This is a genomic window from Trichocoleus sp. DQ-A2 (genome assembly GCF_039961915.1).
Classification (GTDB): domain Bacteria; phylum Cyanobacteriota; class Cyanobacteriia; order Cyanobacteriales; family FACHB-T130; genus FACHB-T130.
Genome location: NZ_JAMPKD010000010.1, coordinates 114,598 through 133,429, shown reverse-complemented (window position 1 = coordinate 133,429; position 18,832 = coordinate 114,598). Strand labels below are relative to the sequence as shown.

General features: G+C 48.7%; 13 protein-coding genes. 4 read left to right on the top strand and 9 right to left on the bottom strand.

Annotated features, from left to right (window positions below; all coding sequences use genetic code 11):
- Positions 1-39 precede the first annotated feature (39 nt).
- The 3 genes from tuf to NC997_RS12085 all read left to right on the top strand — a co-directional run bounded on the left by tuf (position 40) and on the right by NC997_RS12085 (position 2,534).
- On the top strand, positions 40-1,269 hold the full coding sequence (tuf, locus tag NC997_RS12095; protein ID WP_190415405.1) for an elongation factor Tu: 1,230 nt from the start codon (positions 40-42) through the stop codon (positions 1,267-1,269).
- A 173-nt stretch (positions 1,270-1,442) separates the two neighbouring features.
- Complete coding sequence (rpsJ, locus tag NC997_RS12090) at positions 1,443-1,760, top strand: 30S ribosomal protein S10 (RefSeq protein ID WP_190415403.1); 318 nt, start codon at positions 1,443-1,445, stop codon at positions 1,758-1,760.
- 132 nt (positions 1,761-1,892) lie between these two features.
- Positions 1,893-2,534, top strand: coding sequence for an LON peptidase substrate-binding domain-containing protein (locus tag NC997_RS12085; protein ID WP_190415401.1), 642 nt, complete (start codon positions 1,893-1,895; stop codon positions 2,532-2,534).
- 89 nt (positions 2,535-2,623) lie between these two features.
- Here NC997_RS12085 and NC997_RS12080 read toward each other — a convergent pair whose 3' ends face one another.
- Both NC997_RS12080 and pheA read right to left on the bottom strand, forming a co-directional pair.
- Positions 2,624-4,024 carry a hypothetical protein gene (locus tag NC997_RS12080; protein WP_190427379.1) on the bottom strand — a complete coding sequence of 467 codons (1,401 nt, stop codon included), beginning with the start codon at positions 4,022-4,024 and terminating at the stop codon, positions 2,624-2,626.
- 71 nt (positions 4,025-4,095) lie between these two features.
- Positions 4,096-4,941 (bottom strand): prephenate dehydratase, encoded by an 846-nt coding sequence (gene pheA / locus NC997_RS12075; protein WP_190525666.1) that lies wholly within the window; start codon positions 4,939-4,941, stop codon positions 4,096-4,098.
- A gap of 319 nt (positions 4,942-5,260) precedes the next feature.
- On the opposite strand from pheA, the gene NC997_RS12070 reads away from it, so the two are divergent.
- Complete coding sequence (locus NC997_RS12070) at positions 5,261-5,842, top strand: DUF1997 domain-containing protein (protein WP_190415395.1); 582 nt, start codon at positions 5,261-5,263, stop codon at positions 5,840-5,842.
- A 105-nt stretch (positions 5,843-5,947) separates the two neighbouring features.
- Here the strand turns inward: NC997_RS12070 and NC997_RS12065 are convergent, their stop codons facing one another.
- The 7 genes from NC997_RS12065 to NC997_RS12035 all read right to left on the bottom strand — a co-directional run bounded on the left by NC997_RS12065 (position 5,948) and on the right by NC997_RS12035 (position 18,592).
- Positions 5,948-6,577 (bottom strand): ribonuclease HII, encoded by a 630-nt coding sequence (locus NC997_RS12065; RefSeq protein WP_347276072.1) that lies wholly within the window; start codon positions 6,575-6,577, stop codon positions 5,948-5,950.
- 185 nt (positions 6,578-6,762) lie between these two features.
- Complete coding sequence (locus NC997_RS12060) at positions 6,763-8,994, bottom strand: Rne/Rng family ribonuclease (protein WP_190525664.1); 2,232 nt, start codon at positions 8,992-8,994, stop codon at positions 6,763-6,765.
- A gap of 636 nt (positions 8,995-9,630) precedes the next feature.
- Positions 9,631-10,800: an IscS subfamily cysteine desulfurase gene (locus tag NC997_RS12055; protein ID WP_190525791.1), complete on the bottom strand. Its 1,170-nt coding sequence runs from the start codon at positions 10,798-10,800 to the stop codon at positions 9,631-9,633.
- A 211-nt stretch (positions 10,801-11,011) separates the two neighbouring features.
- Positions 11,012-13,129, bottom strand: coding sequence for a protein kinase (locus NC997_RS12050; RefSeq protein WP_190525662.1), 2,118 nt, complete (start codon positions 13,127-13,129; stop codon positions 11,012-11,014).
- Between the two features lie 179 nt (positions 13,130-13,308).
- On the bottom strand, positions 13,309-15,378 hold the full coding sequence (locus tag NC997_RS12045) for a serine/threonine-protein kinase (protein WP_190525660.1): 2,070 nt from the start codon (positions 15,376-15,378) through the stop codon (positions 13,309-13,311).
- A gap of 381 nt (positions 15,379-15,759) precedes the next feature.
- Positions 15,760-16,185 (bottom strand): phosphomannose isomerase type II C-terminal cupin domain, encoded by a 426-nt coding sequence (locus NC997_RS12040; protein WP_190415385.1) that lies wholly within the window; start codon positions 16,183-16,185, stop codon positions 15,760-15,762.
- A 232-nt stretch (positions 16,186-16,417) separates the two neighbouring features.
- Entirely contained in the window at positions 16,418-18,592 is a 2,175-nt protein-coding gene (locus NC997_RS12035) for a phosphodiester glycosidase family protein (protein ID WP_242031292.1), read from the bottom strand.
- Positions 18,593-18,832: the final 240 nt, after the last annotated feature.

The following is an 18,832-nucleotide window of genomic DNA, read 5'->3' as shown; positions in this document are numbered from 1 at the left end:
CAACTGGCAAAGGAAAAAGGAAAAAGGAACAGGTAATACATGGCACGCGCAAAGTTTGAACGCACTAAACCCCACGTCAATATCGGCACGATTGGTCACGTTGACCACGGTAAAACGACCTTAACCGCTGCCATTACGATGACTCTGGCAGCAATGGGTCGGGCGAAAGCAAAGGGTTATGCCGACATTGATGCAGCGCCGGAGGAAAAGGCTCGCGGTATTACCATCAATACCGCCCACGTTGAGTATGAAACCGAATCTCGCCACTATGCCCACGTGGACTGCCCAGGTCACGCGGACTATGTGAAGAACATGATCACGGGTGCAGCTCAAATGGATGGTGCCATTCTGGTGGTGTCGGCGGCAGATGGCCCCATGCCTCAGACGCGGGAACACATCCTCCTGGCTAAGCAAGTTGGCGTTCCCCGGCTAGTTGTCTTCTTGAACAAGCAAGACATGGTGGACGATGAAGAATTGTTGGAACTGGTAGAACTGGAAGTCCGGGAACTGCTAAGTTCTTATGAATTCGACGGTGACAATATTCCCATCGTCGCCGGCTCGGCGCTACAAGCGTTGGAAGCGATGGCTGCCAATCCCAAGACCCCACGGGGTGAGAATGAGTGGGTAGATAAAATCTACAAGTTGATGGATGAGGTCGATGCTTACATTCCTACTCCAGAGCGGGATATTGATAAGCCCTTCCTGATGGCTGTGGAAGACGTATTCTCCATCTCAGGGCGCGGTACCGTTGCGACTGGTCGGATTGAGCGGGGCAAAGTCAAAGTTGGGGAAACTGTTGAGCTGGTGGGAATTCGAGACACTCGCAGCACAACAGTAACTGGCGTGGAAATGTTCCAGAAGACCTTGGATGAAGGGATGGCTGGCGATAACGTCGGCGTTCTACTTCGGGGTTTGAAGAAGGAAGATATTGAGCGAGGTATGGTGCTAGCCAAGCCTGGTACAATTACTCCTCACACTCAGTTTGAGTCTGAAGTGTACATCCTTCAGGAAAAAGAAGGCGGTCGGAAAACACCGTTTTTTGCTGGCTATCGTCCTCAGTTCTACGTGCGGACAACCGACGTAACTGGAACCATCAAAGCTTTCACCTCGGATGATGGCTCTAACGCCGAGATGGTGATGCCAGGAGACCGGATCAAAATGACCGTTGAGTTGATCAACGCGATCGCAATTGAGCAAGGGATGCGCTTCGCGATTCGTGAAGGCGGTCGCACCATTGGTGCTGGCGTCGTCTCCAAGATCCTAAAGTAGGATTTTGACCAACAAATAAGGAGCAGAAAAGCATATGCTTTTCTGCTCCTTATCTATGTCCTTGAAATCAGATGCTAAACTCCAAGAGCTGTACGTGTACGGCAAAAAACCGCCGTTCTAGTAGCAACTAAAACCTAACAAATAACCACTAATTAGAACCTGGACAACTGAAAATGGCAACTATCCAGCAGCAAAAAATTCGCATTCGCTTGAAGGCTTTTGACCGGCGTTTGCTTGACACCTCTTGCGAAAAGATTGTCGATACGGCAAACCGGACACAGGCAACAGCTATTGGCCCCATTCCCTTACCAACCCGGAAGAAAATTTACTGTCTTTTGCGCTCTCCTCACGTTGATAAGGATTCGCGGGAACACTTTGAAACTCGGACTCACCGCCGCATCATTGACATTTATCAGCCCACCTCCAAGACAATTGACGCTTTGATGAAACTGGATTTGCCAGCAGGCGTTGATATTGAAGTCAAACTTTAAATACACGCTCTTGTGAGTCTGCATTCGACGAAGCCCTTTAGAGATACCTCTAAAGGGCTTCGTCGTTGGGATTCTAGGAAAGAGATCGGTTAAAGTAAGTAAAGAATCGCACGTACAGCAAGTATAGGGACAATGGCATCCTCTTCCTCAATCGCAGTTCGAGAACTCCCCCTGTTTCCACTGCCCGAAGTGGTGCTATTTCCAGGGAGACCTTTACCGCTACATATTTTTGAATTTCGCTACCGAATCATGATGAACACGATTCTGGAAAGCGATCGCCGTTTTGGGGTTTTGATGTGGGACCCAGTTCAAAGTAAACCAGCTGCCGTGGGATGCTGCGCTGAAATTATCCACTTCCAGCGTCTTCCCGATGACCGAATGAAAATCTTGACCTTGGGACAGCAGCGGTTTAGGGTCTTAGAGTACGTCCGCGAAAAGCCTTATCGCGTCGGTTTGGTGGAATGGATTGAAGACCATCCACCAGAAAAAGACCTCAGAACCTTAGCCTCTGAGGTTGAACAACTGCTCAGAGATGTGGTACGGCTCTCATCCAAGTTGACCGACCAAGACATGGAGCTACCAGAAGACTTGCCCACCCTCCCCAGAGAATTATCCTACTGGGTTGCCAGCAATCTTTACGGGGTGGCATCTGAACAGCAAGCCCTTCTGGAAATGCAAGATACGACAACCCGCCTAGAGCGAGAAGCCGAAATTCTCACTTCTACTCGCAATCATCTCGCGGCTCGTACCGTCCTCAAAGATGCGCTCCAGTAAGTTTCATTAGTTGTTAGTCATTAGTCTTCAAGGATTAGTTCAGTGCAAAAACCTTAACTAATCACTGATTCAGAACTAATGACTAAGGACTAAACACGAGCATCTGCTCGCAAGTCATACCAGCCATACCAGTGACGAACTGCAAGCCATACAGCGCCCAAGAGAGCGGCTACGCTGAGAGTGAGTCCCGTGTAAGGAACGACGAGTCCTAAGACTGGCACAACCGCACCAGCAATCGTGCAAATGACGGCGGCAAGAGACGCACGGCGGTTTGACCCCAATCCCCACGCTAAGGCTAGCAAGACGATAGAGATGAGAGTCCAAGCCAGCTTGACATCAATCAGGCGGCTAAGATAAGTCAAAGTTAGCAGACAAGCGAAGAAAATACCGCCAGCGATCGCTACATTTCTGAGGCTCATGGGTAGCGACATATAAAGCAATAATATCCACCACAAGAATACGGCTGGTGCGAGTAACAGCAACCGGGGAAGGATACCTGTGTTGCGAATTGGGCCAGTCGAAGTAAAGACACCAAATGGATTTTGGACTGAAACGTTGTCGTCAAATACCCAGGTGAATCGAGTGCCTTGTCCCTCAACCTTACTTTCTGTGGGGATAATCCCACTAGCAAAATCCGCTCCAGGGAAGTTCGCCAGCGCGGTGAGGCGGAAATTGGAGAGTAATTGCCCGGTGGCACTATAAACCCAGCGCGGCCCGCCTTGAGCTTTATAGCTGACTTTAAAACTAGCTACTTGTCCAGGTTCGAGACGGAATGGAAAACCATAGTCACCGGGATTTGCTTGCTGGAGGCGAGTCCCGTCCCGCTCTACCTTATAGCTTTGCAGCAGTGAGTAACCGGCAGGCGGCGGGACTTCAAAGAAAAAATTGCTAACATCGGTCAGCGGGTTGGTAACTTTATAATCGGCACTGTAGTCAACGCGATAAATTGCGCGACGATCTTGGGCATCTGTGCTTTGGTCAATTTTTACCTGAACTTGCGATTCGCTCAGAGTTAGCAAACGGCTAACTTCTCGCGTATCGTTGACTTTGACGATTTTACCCTCAACTTGAGTGGTATAAGTGTAAGGCTCTTTGAGGACATAGCGCACTTGGGGTGCAGGTTGCTCTAGCCTGTCACCGGCAACACTGGCAGCTACCTGAGCGACCCGTGCTTGTTCCCAGTGGTGGTACCGATTGCCTAAAGTTGAGCTAAGAAAAAATCCTCCCACCATTAGAATTAAAACCAAGGCAGCGTGGGGTAAACTTCGCAACAATCGAGAGTAGCGAACCACCCATTCACCCATGAAAAGCGCTTGTTCTGGTTGATCTCGACGGAGAGAGAAATTTAGCAGCGCGATCGCAATTCCCAACGCACCAACTAGAAACACAATGATGAGGAAGGTACTCAGTACCTGCCCCCCAAATTTCATTAGCTCAGCCGGATGCGTTAAATCGGGCAATCCGGGAATGCCTTGAGCAGATTGAAACATAAAAGTTTGGGATTTTGTAGAGACGCTCGATATAGCGTCTGGTTTGAGTTTTAAAGACTACAGTCCCAAGACTAGAGTTTCCCTACCGGCAGAATTGAATAGCTACCAAAGATTTTGAGCGTTTCGGTATAAGTGGATAATTCTTCTAACGCGGATTGAACCGATGCCTCTGTAGTGTTCGCTTCCAAGTCAATAAAGAACAGATAGTCGCCAAGACTCCGCTTCGTCGGGCGAGATTCAATTCGACTCAAGTTAATGTCACGACTGGCAAACACTTGAAGCAGTTTGGCGAGTGCCCCAGGTACATTGGCAGGAACGCTGAACGCCAAAGAAGTACAACTGCCTCCGGTAGCGGGTTGTAAACTCAGCACCCAGAACCGCGTGTAGTTGTCAACATAATCATTAATCGGGCAAACCAGAATCGGTAGATTGTAGAGTTGAGCAGCTCTAGAGGAAGCGATCGCCCCCGCTGTTTTGTCCTCATCCAGATACTTGAGAGCTTCCGTCGTCGCATTTGTCGGCACCAGCTGCACCTGCGGCAGAAACCGCTCCAGCCACCCCTGGCACTGAGCCAAAGCCTGTGGGTGAGAATAAACGGTCTGAATTGCCTCTAAATTCGGCGCTCGTGACATCAGAGCATGAGAAATTGGCAGTACCAAAGCTTGTTGAATTTGCAGCGTATCTAACTGCCACAGGGTATCCAACGTTGTCGTAACACTGCCCTCAACCGAATTTTCTACCGGCACCACAGCTAGATCCACTTGTCCCTGTGCTGCGGCTCGGAGTGTCTGAGCAATGCTGGGATAGGGACATAACAACGCTTCCTTTCCCATCTGGGTTAGCCAGCTAACATAAGCCAAAGCAGCGGCTTCTGCGTAAGTGCCAGGAGGTCCTAAGTGTGCAACGGATACGACCATTAAAGCTAGCCCTTTATTTTTCCGTGATAGTCATTCTGACACCTTTTTTACCTTTCTCAGAAAGTCGGTGCTAACGAGGCTGTCCCTCGCAAGGGATAGAGTGGAGCTACTTTATGCCCTATCCCAGTGTCTATTTCTTATGCCTCCGAAAGAGGAGATCTGCTTCATAAATTTTTATAATTACAAAATGCTTTAGTTGATGCCTTCTTTACTAGGACGGATTTTAGCTCCAGAAAAAATTCTGTCCGCTTTTTTAAGAACTGTAAAGTAAAATTAATTTAATTTAGCGTACAGAATTACATTCTGTTACCATCCTCTCATGCAAACTCAATTTGTTGCCTCCCAATCTGTTCAAATTGCTGTTCCGGAACAACCTGTTCCCATTCAGCATTATTTGCGCCAGCCCCAACGTCTTGTGCAGGCTCTAGTCGATCCGACTCGAATTGAACAACTCAGTGACGAGCTTTTTCGTTTGAAAATGCGTCCCTTAAGCTTTATGACCCTGAGCATTCAACCAATTGTGGATTTAAGAGTATGGGCAGAGTCGGATGGAACAGTTCATTTAACATCTACAAATTGCGAACTGCGTGGTGTTGAATATATCAACCAACGCTTTGCTCTCAATTTAATTGGTAAGCTTTCTCCGTGCGAATTGAATGGAACAACTCATCTCAAAGGAAAAGCAGATTTAGAGGTCAAAGTAGAGCTGCCGCCGCCTTTTTTGTTTACCCCTAAGCCGTTTTTAGAAGCGACTGGAAATGCTCTACTCAAAAGTGTACTGTTAACTATCAAACAACGATTGATGCATCAGTTACTTTTAGACTATCGTCGTTGGGCAAACGCTACTAATTCTCAGTCCTCTGCAATTAGCAATCAGCCTTCCGAAAGTTTTGAGTTTTGAAATTATTAGAGCGGTTTTGCTCGTTTTATCTGTTGTCTCAGCAATATGTTTGGATAAACCCGCTTGTACTCAATTGCTCAGGAGTAGGGCATCAGTAAATTGTTTTTATTGATTACCCACCCGACAGGGACTAAAAGACATTCGATGCAAGCGCGAAGGACCGTATTGTTGCAGAGCTAAGAGATGCGGAGCAGTACCGTAACCTTTATTAGCTGCTAAATGATAGGCAGGATACTGGGTGGCGAAACGCATGATTAAGTCGTCGCGCCACACTTTGGCAACAATGCTGGCCGCAGCAATGACCAGCGATCGCTCATCACCCTTCACAAGATTCTGTTGCGGTACCGCCAAGTCTGGCAGCGACCACTTCCCATCAACCAGACACATCTGCGGCTGTACCTTTAGCTTAGTGACAGCCCGCTTCATTGCCAATAACGACGCCTGCAAGATGTTGATCTGGTCAATTTCCTGATTGTTGGCATAGCCGATTTTCCAGTCAAGCGCGATCGCTTGAATGTGTTCTGCCAGTTTGCTGCGCCGATAGCTAGACAGCTGTTTGCTGTCTCTAACCCCAGCGGCTGCAAGTTCCTCAAAAGCAGACTTTGGTAAAATTACAGCCGCTGCCACCACTGGCCCAAATAAAGCCCCGCGCCCCACTTCATCCACTCCGGCAACCAGTTCCCAATCGCCAGCTAACTCTGGCAGATCGGCTGGGTTGAAATTTGGTTTGCGGATTCGCTTTACGACGGCGGGGGCATTTTGCACTTGCGGCGACACGATCGTTGACTCCTTGAGAATTTAGCTTCTGACGAATGAAGGATGAATCATAACAGTATGGAACTGAATTTTTAGGTAAATACCTACAGTCTTTCTCGTTTCATCCTTCATCCGGCGCGTTAGCGCCGCTTCGCTAACATCCTTCAGCCTTCAGAAGCCTCCGTTGCAGAAGACCGACGACGACGCCGCCGGTTTATCACGGGGCTACTTTCGGCTTCATTAGAGGATGCAGAAGAAGCACTCTCCACAGTGTCTTCTTCGCTAGGAACTTCGGGTTCGGGCATTACCACAGGCATCACCAACTGAGTTGGTGGTTCCTCGTCCGTTGTCTCATCTCCCCCATCTCTCATCTCATCTTCCTCGTAGGCGGAGGATATATAAGAGAATTTCTCGTCAAGCGCGGACTCAACGCCAGGAATATCCCTATCTATGATGTTATCTATGACGCTGACAGCTTCCCTGTTTGGTTCTACAGACGGTGCAGGTGCAGTTTGGGCAGACTCTCCGGGTAAGGTGACAGAAACAATCGCTGATTTAGGATTTTTGACCTGCCGATTCAGGAGTACCAACGGAGAAATTCCCATTAAAGCATAGATATCTTGTTGCTCTGGGGTCATTTCAATCGAAACAATCTCCGGCGGTTCAACTTCCTGCCTGGAAGGCTTAGGACGCTCCGGTCTTGACGCCCGACGACCTTCTTCCACAGCGGGTAAAACGGGCAATGGCGCTGCTGTAAATACCTCGGTATCTCTGGATACTTCTGGTTCTGCCACCGGACTCTGTCTGAAATGATTCACCAGTGGCGGAGAAGTCGAGACTCGAACGGGATTTTTAGTGATTTCCTCTCTTGCAGGAGGTTCGCCAATACGGCGGCGACGACGACGGCGATTATTGTTATTGACTCCTCCCCGTTCCTGATAACTGGGATGATGCATCAAATCCATTGCGTCATCATCATCATCATCATCAACAGCTAAATCTAAGGCTTCGCTGCGACTTTCACGGATGTCTGGGAGGGGCATTTCCCGGACGCCAAGTTCGTTTCGTTCGTTTCGTTCGTTTCGATAAGGTGCCGTCCGGACTTCCCTTACAGGCACTGGCACAGAATGCTCGGCAATTTCCCCGCCATTTCGGGCAGGCTCACCGGGAAGGCGAACTTGATGCCCCAAGCCGCCGCAAGTCGGACACGCCTGACTAAACAATTCGTAAATATTTTGACCTTGACGCTTGCGGGTCAGTTCTACTAAGCCGAGTTCTGAGAGTTGAGCAATCTGCGGTCTTGCTTTATCTACTTTCAGTGCCTTGTTAAAGTGTTCCAGCACTTGCAGCTGGTCTCGCCGCTGATCCATGTCAATAAAGTCAACAATAATGACACCGGCGATATTCCGAAGCCTTAGTTGGCGAGCAATTTCCGTTGCTGCCTCGCTGTTTGTCCACAGAACCGTTTCGCGGGCTGTTGCGGAGCGAGTAAAGGAACCGGAGTTAACATCGATGACCGTCAATGCTTCCGTCGGTTGAATGATAATGTAGCCACCGGAAGGAAGATCGACTCTGGGCTTGAGGGCCTCTCGAATCGCGGCATTGACGCGGAAGTATTCTAAAATCGGCAGACGCTCGCGGTGATGGTCAATCAAAACCCCTTCAGGCGATCGCCCTCCGCTCCAGCTCAGTAAGTATTGCTTGACTCGTTTGACTCCCGTATGGGAATCAACCACGATGCGATTGACTTCCGCACTGTACATATCTCGCAGGACGCGCTGAATAAAATCATCGTCCCGATTCAATAGTGCTGGTGCCCTAGTGGAGTTTACCTCTTGCTGAATTGCCTCCCACTGTTTTTGCAAAGACTCCAAATCTTCAATGATGGCTTCTTCGGACCGTCCTTCCGCTTCTGTCCGCACGATCAGCCCCATGCCTGCGGGTTTAATCAGAACCGCTAAGGCTCTCAGGCGGTTGCGTTCGCTTTCACTCTTGATTTGCCGCGAGAGACTTACACCCCGTCCGAAGGGCATCAACACGACATAGCGTCCGGGTAAGCTGACGTTTCCGGTCAGCCGAGGGCCTTTGTTGCCCGTCGGCTCTTTCATCACTTGTACCAAGACTTTCTGCTGGGGTGTCAGCAGTTCTGTAATCGCACCGGCAGAGCGTTTTAGCCGCAACGGCCCCAAGTCAGTAACATGAATAAAGCCATTGCGCTCTGTATCTCCGATGTTCACAAAGGCGGCATCTATCCCAGGTAAGACATTTTCAACAACGCCAAGATAAATGTCTCCAACTTGATGGTTGCCAGTCGCAACGACGAGTTCTTGAATTTGATCTTCCCAAAATACGGCAGCAATTCGATGCTGCTCTGCGATGATAATTTGCTTTGGCATTCAATTTCCTCAAAATTTGCAGCAAGCTTAGGCACAACAGACAGGCGGAAGTTGCTCACTGGCAGAAGGCGGAATGGAATGTATACATTTATCCTTCCGTACCCTTCGGGGTACAACGAAGGGCTGCTCTTCGAGAAGACCTTCGGTCTACGCCCTACATCCTTCATCCTTTCGAGGTGACTCTCACTTTTGCTCAAAAAAAATAACAGTGTCAGCCAGAAACAACTCTGTACGGGCCGGTTTTGTTTTACCTTCTGGTTCAATGACAGCAGGGATAGATTCTAAACCCGCCCCTACCTAGAGAGAATAAAGGTGCGATCGCCCATAGTCACTGGAATCAGTAACCGACAAGCTGGGTCAACTCTTCCCCGATGAATTTAAGTTGCCAGTGCCATCCTTTTTCAAAAAGGCTGAACGCTGGACTTTGCCAAGAATGAACAGAAAGTCTCAAAGAAAAGCTAGCTGCGCGAGCGCCACCATGACAGGTTCACACGAGGGGCAACCCGATGGAGCCTCGATCCGCAATTGCTTCTATTGTGATGTATTATATCGCGCTGTTACGCCGATCGGACGTAACTTAGATTGGCAGTAGCGTTAGCCAGAACTTTCTCTGCCTAAGTTTGCAGATTGGGTCGCTTAACCGACAATCGAAGCTTGCTTACGCAGACTGGAAATCGTCGCGATCGCGTGCTGTGCGACTCGATCGATCTCCTCCGCTGTATTCTGCCTTCCAATCCCAAACCGCACCGACGCATAAGCCAGCAGCTCCGAGCGTCCCAGCGCTGTCAGAACGTGAGAGGGAGACACTTTGACAGAGGTACAAGCCGATCCAGAAGATACTGCCACCACTGGTTGCAATCCCAGCACTAGCGCCGCTCCATCTACACCCTCGACACTGATATTAAGGTTTCCTGGTAGTCGCTGGGTAGGATGTCCATTTAAATGAATCCCTGTCAAACCGCTCAGTTGCTGCCATAGGCGTTCCCGTAGCTGGACGAGGCGTTGCGTGTGCGATTCCATTTCCGTGAGTCCGAGTTCTACGGCCTTGGCAAACCCAACAATTTGTGGTGTATAAAGAGTACCAGAGCGCATCCCCCGCTCATGTCCGCCTCCATGCATTTGGGGTGCCATTTGGACTCTGGGGTTGCGGCGTCGGACGTAAAGAGCGCCAATTCCTTTAGGACCATAGACTTTATGGGCAGTCATTGACATCAGATCGATGTTCATCGCCGCTACATTTAGGGGAATTTTGGCAATTGCTTGGGCTGCATCAGTATGGAAAAGTACCTGATGCTGGCGACAAATTGCCCCAATCTCTGCTAACGGCTGTATAACTCCAATTTCGTTATTCGCCGCCATCACCGAAACTAAAATCGTGTCCGGACGAATCGCTTTCTCTAACTGGGTTAAATCAATAAGTCCATCGCTTTGGACGGGGAGGAAAGTCACCTCAAAACCAAGCGATCGCAAATAATCACAAGGATCGAGAACCGCATTATGTTCCGTCTCTACAGTAATAATGTGGCGTCCTTTTTGAAAATAAGCTTCCGCGACGCCCTTAATTGCTAAATTATTTGCCTCCGTCGCACCGCTGGTAAAGACAATTTCTTCCGGTGTGGCGTTAATCGCGTCTGCCAAAATTGCTCTCGCTTGTTTGACAGCAGCTTCCGCTTCCCAGCCATAGACATGGGTAATACTGGCAGGGTTGCCAAAATGCTCGGTAAAGTAAGGCAGCATTGCCGCTAACACCCGCTCATCAAGAGGTGTCGTTGCATGGCAATCGAGATAAATAGGGCGCTGAGTCAATTGTTTCGTTGAATGGTTCACAATCCCATTTTGGCAAATTGTAGGTTTAGCAATTGAGGATACGATAGCTATAGCCTCAGCTCGGTGCAGAAGGAGGTTCCCATGAGTCTGACTATCCAGGATTTAGAAAAGCTGCAAGAAAAATAGTGAATGTTTTAGGGCGATCGCTTTCTAGGCTTTCTAGAAAAGTTATCTCAAGATCCTCAATCTTTTAGGGCGACGATTGCCAAACCTCGATTTTCCCCTCCTCACCATTGCTGACCAGGGTTTTCCCATCAGGACTAAAAGTAACAGAATTAACAGCGCCTGAATGGTTAGAAATCGGGCTTTTTAGCTCTCCTGTTTGTGGATTCCACAGCTTGATTGTCTTGTCCCGACTTCCACTCGCGAGAGTCTGCCCATCGGGACTGAAAGCAACCGAATTAACATAGTCTTTATGGGCAAAGATAGTCCGTGTAGGGCTACATGGCTGTGCGCTTTTACAACCCTTCAAAAGTTCTTGCAGATCCCATAGATAAATTTTGTCGTAAATGTTGCTAGTGGCGAGAATCCGACCATCTGGGCTAATAGCGACAGCAGGAACACCATTGTTTGAAGGCTCAGAGACGGTGCTAATCAGGGTACCTGTGGACAGATTCCACACTTTGATTGTTTTGTCATCGCTGCCACTGACAAGGGTTTGTCCATTTTGAGCGATCGCAACCGATAAAATAAAGCCTGAATGACCCTTGAGAGTAGTTTTCAGTTGCCCCGTGCCCAAATTCCACAGCTTGATTGTCTTGTCCTTACTCCCACTGGCGAGAGTTTGTCCATCTGGGCTAATCGCAATCGAAAAAACCCGGTCTTCAGGCCCTGATTTGAGGGTTTGCAGTAGTTGCCCAGAGTGCAAATTCCACACTTTAATAGTTCCGTCACCACTACTACTTGCTATCTTCTGCCCATCAGGGCTGAAGGCGATAGAATAAACCCAGTCTGAATGACCTTTGAGGGTTTGCAGTTGTTGTCTCGTCTCTAAATTCCACAGCTTGATAGTATTGTCATCACCACCGCTTGCGAGGGTTTGACCATCCGGGCTAATCGCAACCGAATAAACATTTTTTGAATTTCCAATAAAAGTATTGGCTAAAGCAATATTTTCTACCCGATCCCAAGAATTATTAAGTTTTTGCAACGACGGTGATGGACTATTTGCAATTTGTAATAAGGGTGATGAATTATTTTGTTTCGGAAAGTAGTAAATCCCCGCTGTTAGAGCGAAAGCAGTGGCAAGACCGACTCCAATTCCGATCAGCCAATGAGGTTTATTTCGAGGAGTCGCAAAACCAGCATTGCTAATGGGTGTATCGACCGAGGATGTTGATAACTCAGCAACAGCATCCTGGATTGTTTGTGGCTGAGATGGGTCGGTTTGAGGTAATAGTGTAGAAGTGACAATTGGTTGATTCGTGGCTGCTGGAGGCGTTAGGGTTTGTGTGGGTGGCACATGATAAGCCCCCGTTGACATTTGGGAATTAACCCATTGAAGTGCTTGCAAAGCTTCTGTTGCTGTTTGGTAGCGTTGACGGTGGTCATAGCGCACCATTTTGTCTAAAACATCTGCGAACGGCTGGCTGGCTTGTACCTTATCCCGCCAAATCATCTCGCTGGTTGTCGGATCTTCTGGTAACTGGCTGGGTGGTATTCCTGTAATTGCTTGAATACCAATCATTCCCACTGCATAGATATCGCTGCAAAATCGCGGTTTGCCACCGAGTTGTTCGTTCGCCATGTAACCGGGCGAACCAATCGCAATCGTTAAAGTAGTGTTCCCTTCAAAGTTAGTTTTTTGAGCGCTAACTTGTTTAACTGCCCCAAAGTCAATTAAAACGATCTTTCCATCTTGTCTGCGCCTAATTAAATTTGAAGGTTTGATATCGCGATGAATGACCTCTTGCTGATGAACAAATTCTAATATTTTTAAAATGTCTCCACAGAGAGTCATTACCTGATTTTCACTCAGATGCTTACCAACAGGTAAATCTTGCTTGAGTTCATGCCCTTCGATAAATTCTTGTACTAAATAGAACTCTTGCTCTTGTTCAAAATGAGCCAAAAGTTGGGGAATTTGATCGTGTTTTCCCAGCTTGTAGAGGACTTGGGCTTCTCGATCGAATAAACGCTGTGATACTTGTAAAGTTAAGGGGTCGGTAGCTTGGGGTTTAAGTTGCTTAACAACACACAGTGGATTTCCGGGTAGCTGCCGATCTTCAGCCAGGTAAGTTTGACCAAAACCCCCGCCTCCCAAGTGTTTGACGATGTAATAGCGACCACTGAGCGTTTTTCCCAGCATGACATTTGTACAGTGTAGTTGTCTGATAGTTTAGCCTTGGGAATCGGGAAATCCACAGAGTACGCGAACTGACAAGTCAGCGCTAGGCTAACCCCTCGCTTCGCATGAGCGCGATCGCTTTTCGCCCTCTTGTTTCCTCAGCCTTGATTCTCTACCCTTATTTTCCCAAGCTTCTAGCTTTAAGGCACGCTCCAAACCTTAATGGTTCCATCCAGGCTACTACTGTAAATCGTCTGCCCATCCGGACTAATCGCAATTGCGAAAATCGTGTTGGAATGTCCCGCCAGGGTGCGAATCAATTCTCCAGTCCGCCGATTCCACAATTTTAGGCTGTTTTCCTTAGTACCACTGCCACTAAAGAGCATCTGACCATCTGGACTGAGGGCAACCGCATACACTCCTCCAGAAAAAGAGCCATTTGGCAATCGAGATCCATGAGGAAACGTATTCAGCAGTTTGCCTGTTTGTAAATTCCATAATTTTGTAGTTCCATCTGGACTGCCACTGGCTAGGGTTTCACCATTCGAGCTAATCGCGATCGCTCTCACTGCCTCGATATGTCCCCCAAAGGTGCGGCGCAGTCCGCCTGTTTCCAAATTCCACACATTGATGTCATAAACGTTACTGCTGACCAGTGTTTGTCCATCTGGACTAATGGCAACATTCCGAACACCCTCATCTAGCCCTTCTTTTACCCCGATCAGAGATCGCACCAATTCACCTGTTTGCAGGTTCCACACCTTGATGGTTTTGTCCTGACTACCGCTAACAAGGGTTCGCCCATCTCGGCTAATCGCAACGGAATACACATCCCCTAAATGCCCCCTCAGGGTGCGAAGCAGTTCCCCTGTTTGCAGGTTCCACACCTTAATTGTTTTATCGGCACTCCCGCTCACGAGGGTCTGACCATCCGAACTGATGGCAACAGAATAAACATATCCTGAATGCCCGGTCAGCGTGTGAATGATTTCTTTGCTGCGGACGTTTCTAATCTTAATCGTCTGGTCGAGACTGCTACTGACAAGGAACTGACCATCCGGGCTAATTGCAATCGATGTAACGCCGCCTGCATGACCGGGGAGGGTGTTGACTAAAGCAATTTCTTGTGGTTTTTCTCCAATGGTATGAGGTCTTTGAAAATAGAAAATTCCGACTGTCAGAACTAGAGCTGTAGCAATACCCGCGCCAATTCTTATTAGTACAGGAGCCTTGTTTTGGATAGTAGAAATCCCTTCTTCATCAGACTTTGGTGGTGCTTTCTGAATGACCGATATCGCCACAGAAGAATTCTGGTTTGTCGGTTGCCTTGCTGATGAGATTTGAATCGACAGAGTCTGCGTGACGGGTAGCAAAGAAGCAGTAGGTGATGACCTGATGTTATAAGGAGGGGGTGTCATCGGCTGCGTTACTAAGTCAGTATTGAGCTGCTGGAGCGCCTGCAAAGCTTCTATTGCTGTTTGGTAGCGTTGGCGGTAGTCATAGCGCACCATCTTGTCTAAAACGTCTAGTAGGGGCACGGTATACCGCGTCCCGACCGGCAGGCGATCGCGCCATAAAATTTCACTGTTTCTGGAGTCTTCTGGCAGTTGAGATGGCGGTAATCCGGTAAGGGCTTGAATTCCCAGCATACCTACAGCATAAATATCGCTACTGAATCGGGGTTTACCGCTGAGTTGTTCGTTTGCCATATAACCGGGGGAACCAATTACCACTGTTAAAGTTGTCTCTCCTGAAGAACTGACTGTCTCAGTGCCAACTTCTTTAACGGCTCCAAAATCAATCAAGACTAATTTGCCATCCTGCTTGCGCCTAATTAAGTTTGACGGTTTAATATCCCGGTGGATGACATCTTGCTGATGGACAAACGCTAAGACTTCTAAGAGGTCTTGTAAAAGAACAATGACGAAGTCCTCTCTCAGTTGCTTCCCAACAGGTAATTCTTGCTTGAGTTCGTGCCCTTCGATGAATTCTTGTACTAAATAAAACTCTTGCTCCTCCTCAAAATGAGCTAAAAGTTGAGGAATTTGATTGTGATTACCTAAGCGATAGAGGACTTGAACTTCCCGATCGAATAAACGTCTAGCTACCTCCAACGTTAATGAATCGTTAGCCTTGGGTTTGAGTTGCTTAACGACACATTGTGGATTGCCCGGTAGCTGCTGATCTTCGGCAAGGTAAGTTTGACCAAACCCCCCGCCTCCCAAGTGTTTGATGATTTGGTAGCGACCACTGAGCGTTTTTCCCAGCATGAGGTAGATGCAGTGTTCTGGCAGTTATTCTAGATTAGTCCCCAAGGCTCTGGTTTTGCTTGCCAGCCTTAGATGTTTTAACGCCCAACCGCTACCCCTGCAAGAGAAATCAGAAAACTTGTCCAGTTTCACAGGTCTCACTGAGTAGAAACACTCGTCTCGCTTTAGATGACTCCTGGCTCGTCCGGGAATGACAAGAGCCGTGGGAATGCAATAGATGAATGAAAGATAGAATTGGACTGCGGCGCGATCGCATACCCTTTGGAAACAATTTAGGGCGACTCCCACCTGATTATGGAAGAACGCCCTAGAAAATTTGATTTCAAAAAAATACTGAAATCGGGTAGTCGCTCGTCGAGCTACCCAACTTTGAACCCTAGCCTACTTTTTTTGCTGACTGCGGGAGTAGTCATCTTGAAAACGAACAATGTCATCTTCTCCTAAATATTCCCCATTCTGAACCTCGATTAATACCAAAGGAATGACACCAGGATTCTCTAGGCGATGAGTATGGCATTGAGGAACATAGGTCGATTGATTGCTGCTAAGGGTCAGTTCTTGCTCGCCACAAACAACCTTCGCTGTGCCTGAAACCACGATCCAGTGTTCGCTACGGTGGTAGTGCATTTGCAGGCTGAGCCGGTGACCAGGCTTTACTTCAATGCGCTTGATTTTGTAGCCTCGCCCTTCTTCCAGAATCGTGAAAGAACCCCAAGGGCGCAATTCCGTTGCAGCAATTCCGTTGGTGGCTATCGAACTGGGTAAAGGGAAGGCAGAAGTTTGAGAAATTTCTTGCGCCTGAGCCATTGATGTTTCTCCTTAAAACCGTTGCTTTGTCAGCATGGTGAATACATTTTGAGAATGGACAATTGTAGTGAGCGATCGCTGACACATTGAGGGAATCTTTGCCAAACATAGCAAATCAAACCAGGCTGTTGTAACCGTAAACTACTGAATCCTCGCAATCTACATCAAGTCTTCATAGAAGTTTTAACGGTTGACAAATTGGCTAAATCGTAAAAAAATCCTAAATCAGCGACTACCGGGTGGGCTGGAAGAAGATACCAAGACCGTTGTGAACGCGGGCGGCACTGGAGGGAGGGCGATCTAGGAGCTGCCCCCCTAAGTAGAGGCTGGTAGAGCTGCCACCGTCGAGGTTGAGGGCGTCAATGATACCCATTTTTTGCATCAGGGCAGCCATTTCTCTCAAGGTAGGCCCAGTTCCACCAACGCGATTGTGAACGGCAACAATCATTAGGTTGCCGTCTGCGGTCGTTCCAATTGCACTGCGAATTGCGGCTTGCTTATCGAAAGCGTCGCTAAATTGCTCGCCTTTGGCATTCAGCACAATTTGCCGATTTTGCAACAAAAGGGGACCAGCACCAACAATGTGCGGGTAACGGTTAAAGTCAGCAGGGACAGTAGCTCCCTCTACCCATACTTTCGTACCAAGCGGGAGAGAACTGGCTGGTCCTCGGTTGGCGCGTAGGGTGAGTAAGAAACCATTGCGGGGAATGGGAAATGCAGTTTTCCCTGCAATCCCTCCGGGTAGAAGGCTCGTGACTTGGTTGTTCTGAACAACGACAATGATTTCATCATCAATGAGAGGCGTGTAGGTTGCTCCCCACTCCGGGGTATAGCGGGAAATGCCTGCCTTGACGTAGCCACTGTTGAGGAAAAGAATTGGCAACCGCGCACCCGTTGCGGTCATTAAAGTTTCTTGGAGTGCCAGACGCCCAATTTTTACTGCTCCCGTATCATTCCAGGCAATCGCGCCTCGATTCAGAATCGGCCCGGATAACCAGCGCCCATCCCGCCGAATTGCGCCTAAAGGTAGCTGGTTCTTGCGATTAAAAAAGCCCCCGTTGACTGCCGCCGAGGCGTGCCACATCTGGGCTGTCTCGCTCAGGGGAGCGACTCCCACCATCTTGGAAGGATGGCTCCAGATCGGTTTCATTTTAAAAAAGGGCAAGTTGACATCCCCCTGAAGACGGGGATTCAATATCAGTCCGACCACCGGAAATCGGGAAGAACCCAAACTCACATACTGCTGTTTCCAGCGGATTCCTTTCGCCCAAAGAATATCTCGCTCTACCATCGCCTCTGGTAGAAAATCGATAACCAATCGATTCGGGTTGGGTAGGGAGGAAAAGCGAGGAGACAGACCGGCTGGAATGTTGATACGGATTTGAGTTTGGTTCTGAATTGATTCCACCACTGGAGTCGGTAATTTCGAGCGATGGGGAAGTGGAACTATCGAGGGAATCTCTCCTTCTGTTTCCCTGTCCTTCTCTGCGACCTTCCCTTGCTTCGGAGCCTGTAGCAGCGGTACTGGAGCGGAAGAAAAACGCTGGAGGAGAGCGGGAGTAGCCACTGCATCCATTGTAACGACTAATTCTTCACCCTCTTTTCTCACTTGCCACGGCGTCGGACGATCGATCTCGATCGTCATGCGCGAACCCCTCGGTTGCAGTGCTGGTTGAATATCTGCCACTTGCGCTGGCTTAGAGGAAATCAAGAGCTTGGTGCCCTTTACCTCCATCTGCCAACCGGCTCTCTGGGCGAAATCAGTAATATCTAGATAGCGATACGACCCCACTGCCTGCGTCGCCAACATTAGCGGCTCCGTTGCCGGTCGGGAAAACCACTGTACCGGCTGTCTGGTGACATCTCCAGTATTTAAAAGCTCTACCCCCAATGTTTGACTCATCCCGGCGTCGCTAATTCCGGTACGGACAGACTTTCCCACCCGCCACTGACTCCAAGTGGCTGGCAACGTGCGACCGTTGATAGAAACTTGATAACCCAACCGAGAAATCTGAGGCGATGCTGAAGGCACCAACGCCTGTGTGGTTAGGGGCAATTCCGGTGCCGGTAATTTTTGAAGCTTCCCAGTGGGAGCTGCAACAGGCAACGCTTGACTGGGCAACTTGTTGGGCCTGCTGAGAGCGGCATAAAACTGTAATCCTTTGGGGGGGAGCTTGTGGGGGGCTACAGGTATCTGCTTGGCAGTCGGTGGTGCTATCTGGCTCTTTTCTTCGCTCTCCCGTGCCTTTAACACTGGCTCTTTAGTGCTTCCGACCGGGGAAGAAGTCGCCATGTAAACTGAGAGGGCAATAATGGACGGGAGCGAGAAAGCGATTAGGCGACCGGGGGCAATTATGCCCGCCACACCATCGAACGTCTCACTCTGTGACGTCGTTCTCCTGATCATTCGACAACATCAATAAAATAGGGCAGCTCTTCTGTAGGGGCGTATTTGCCATACACCTGGATAACGCTGGATGCGTGTCTACAGAGTCAAGACTTCTAAAATAACTCAGCGCGTCAGCAGCACAACTATCAAAAAACAATGACTTTATCTTCTCAAGCCTGCTTTTTTAGCTTCATAATAAAAAGCATAACCGCAGGGTTCGGCAAGACGCTTTATTCAACAACTCAATAGGGCGAAGCA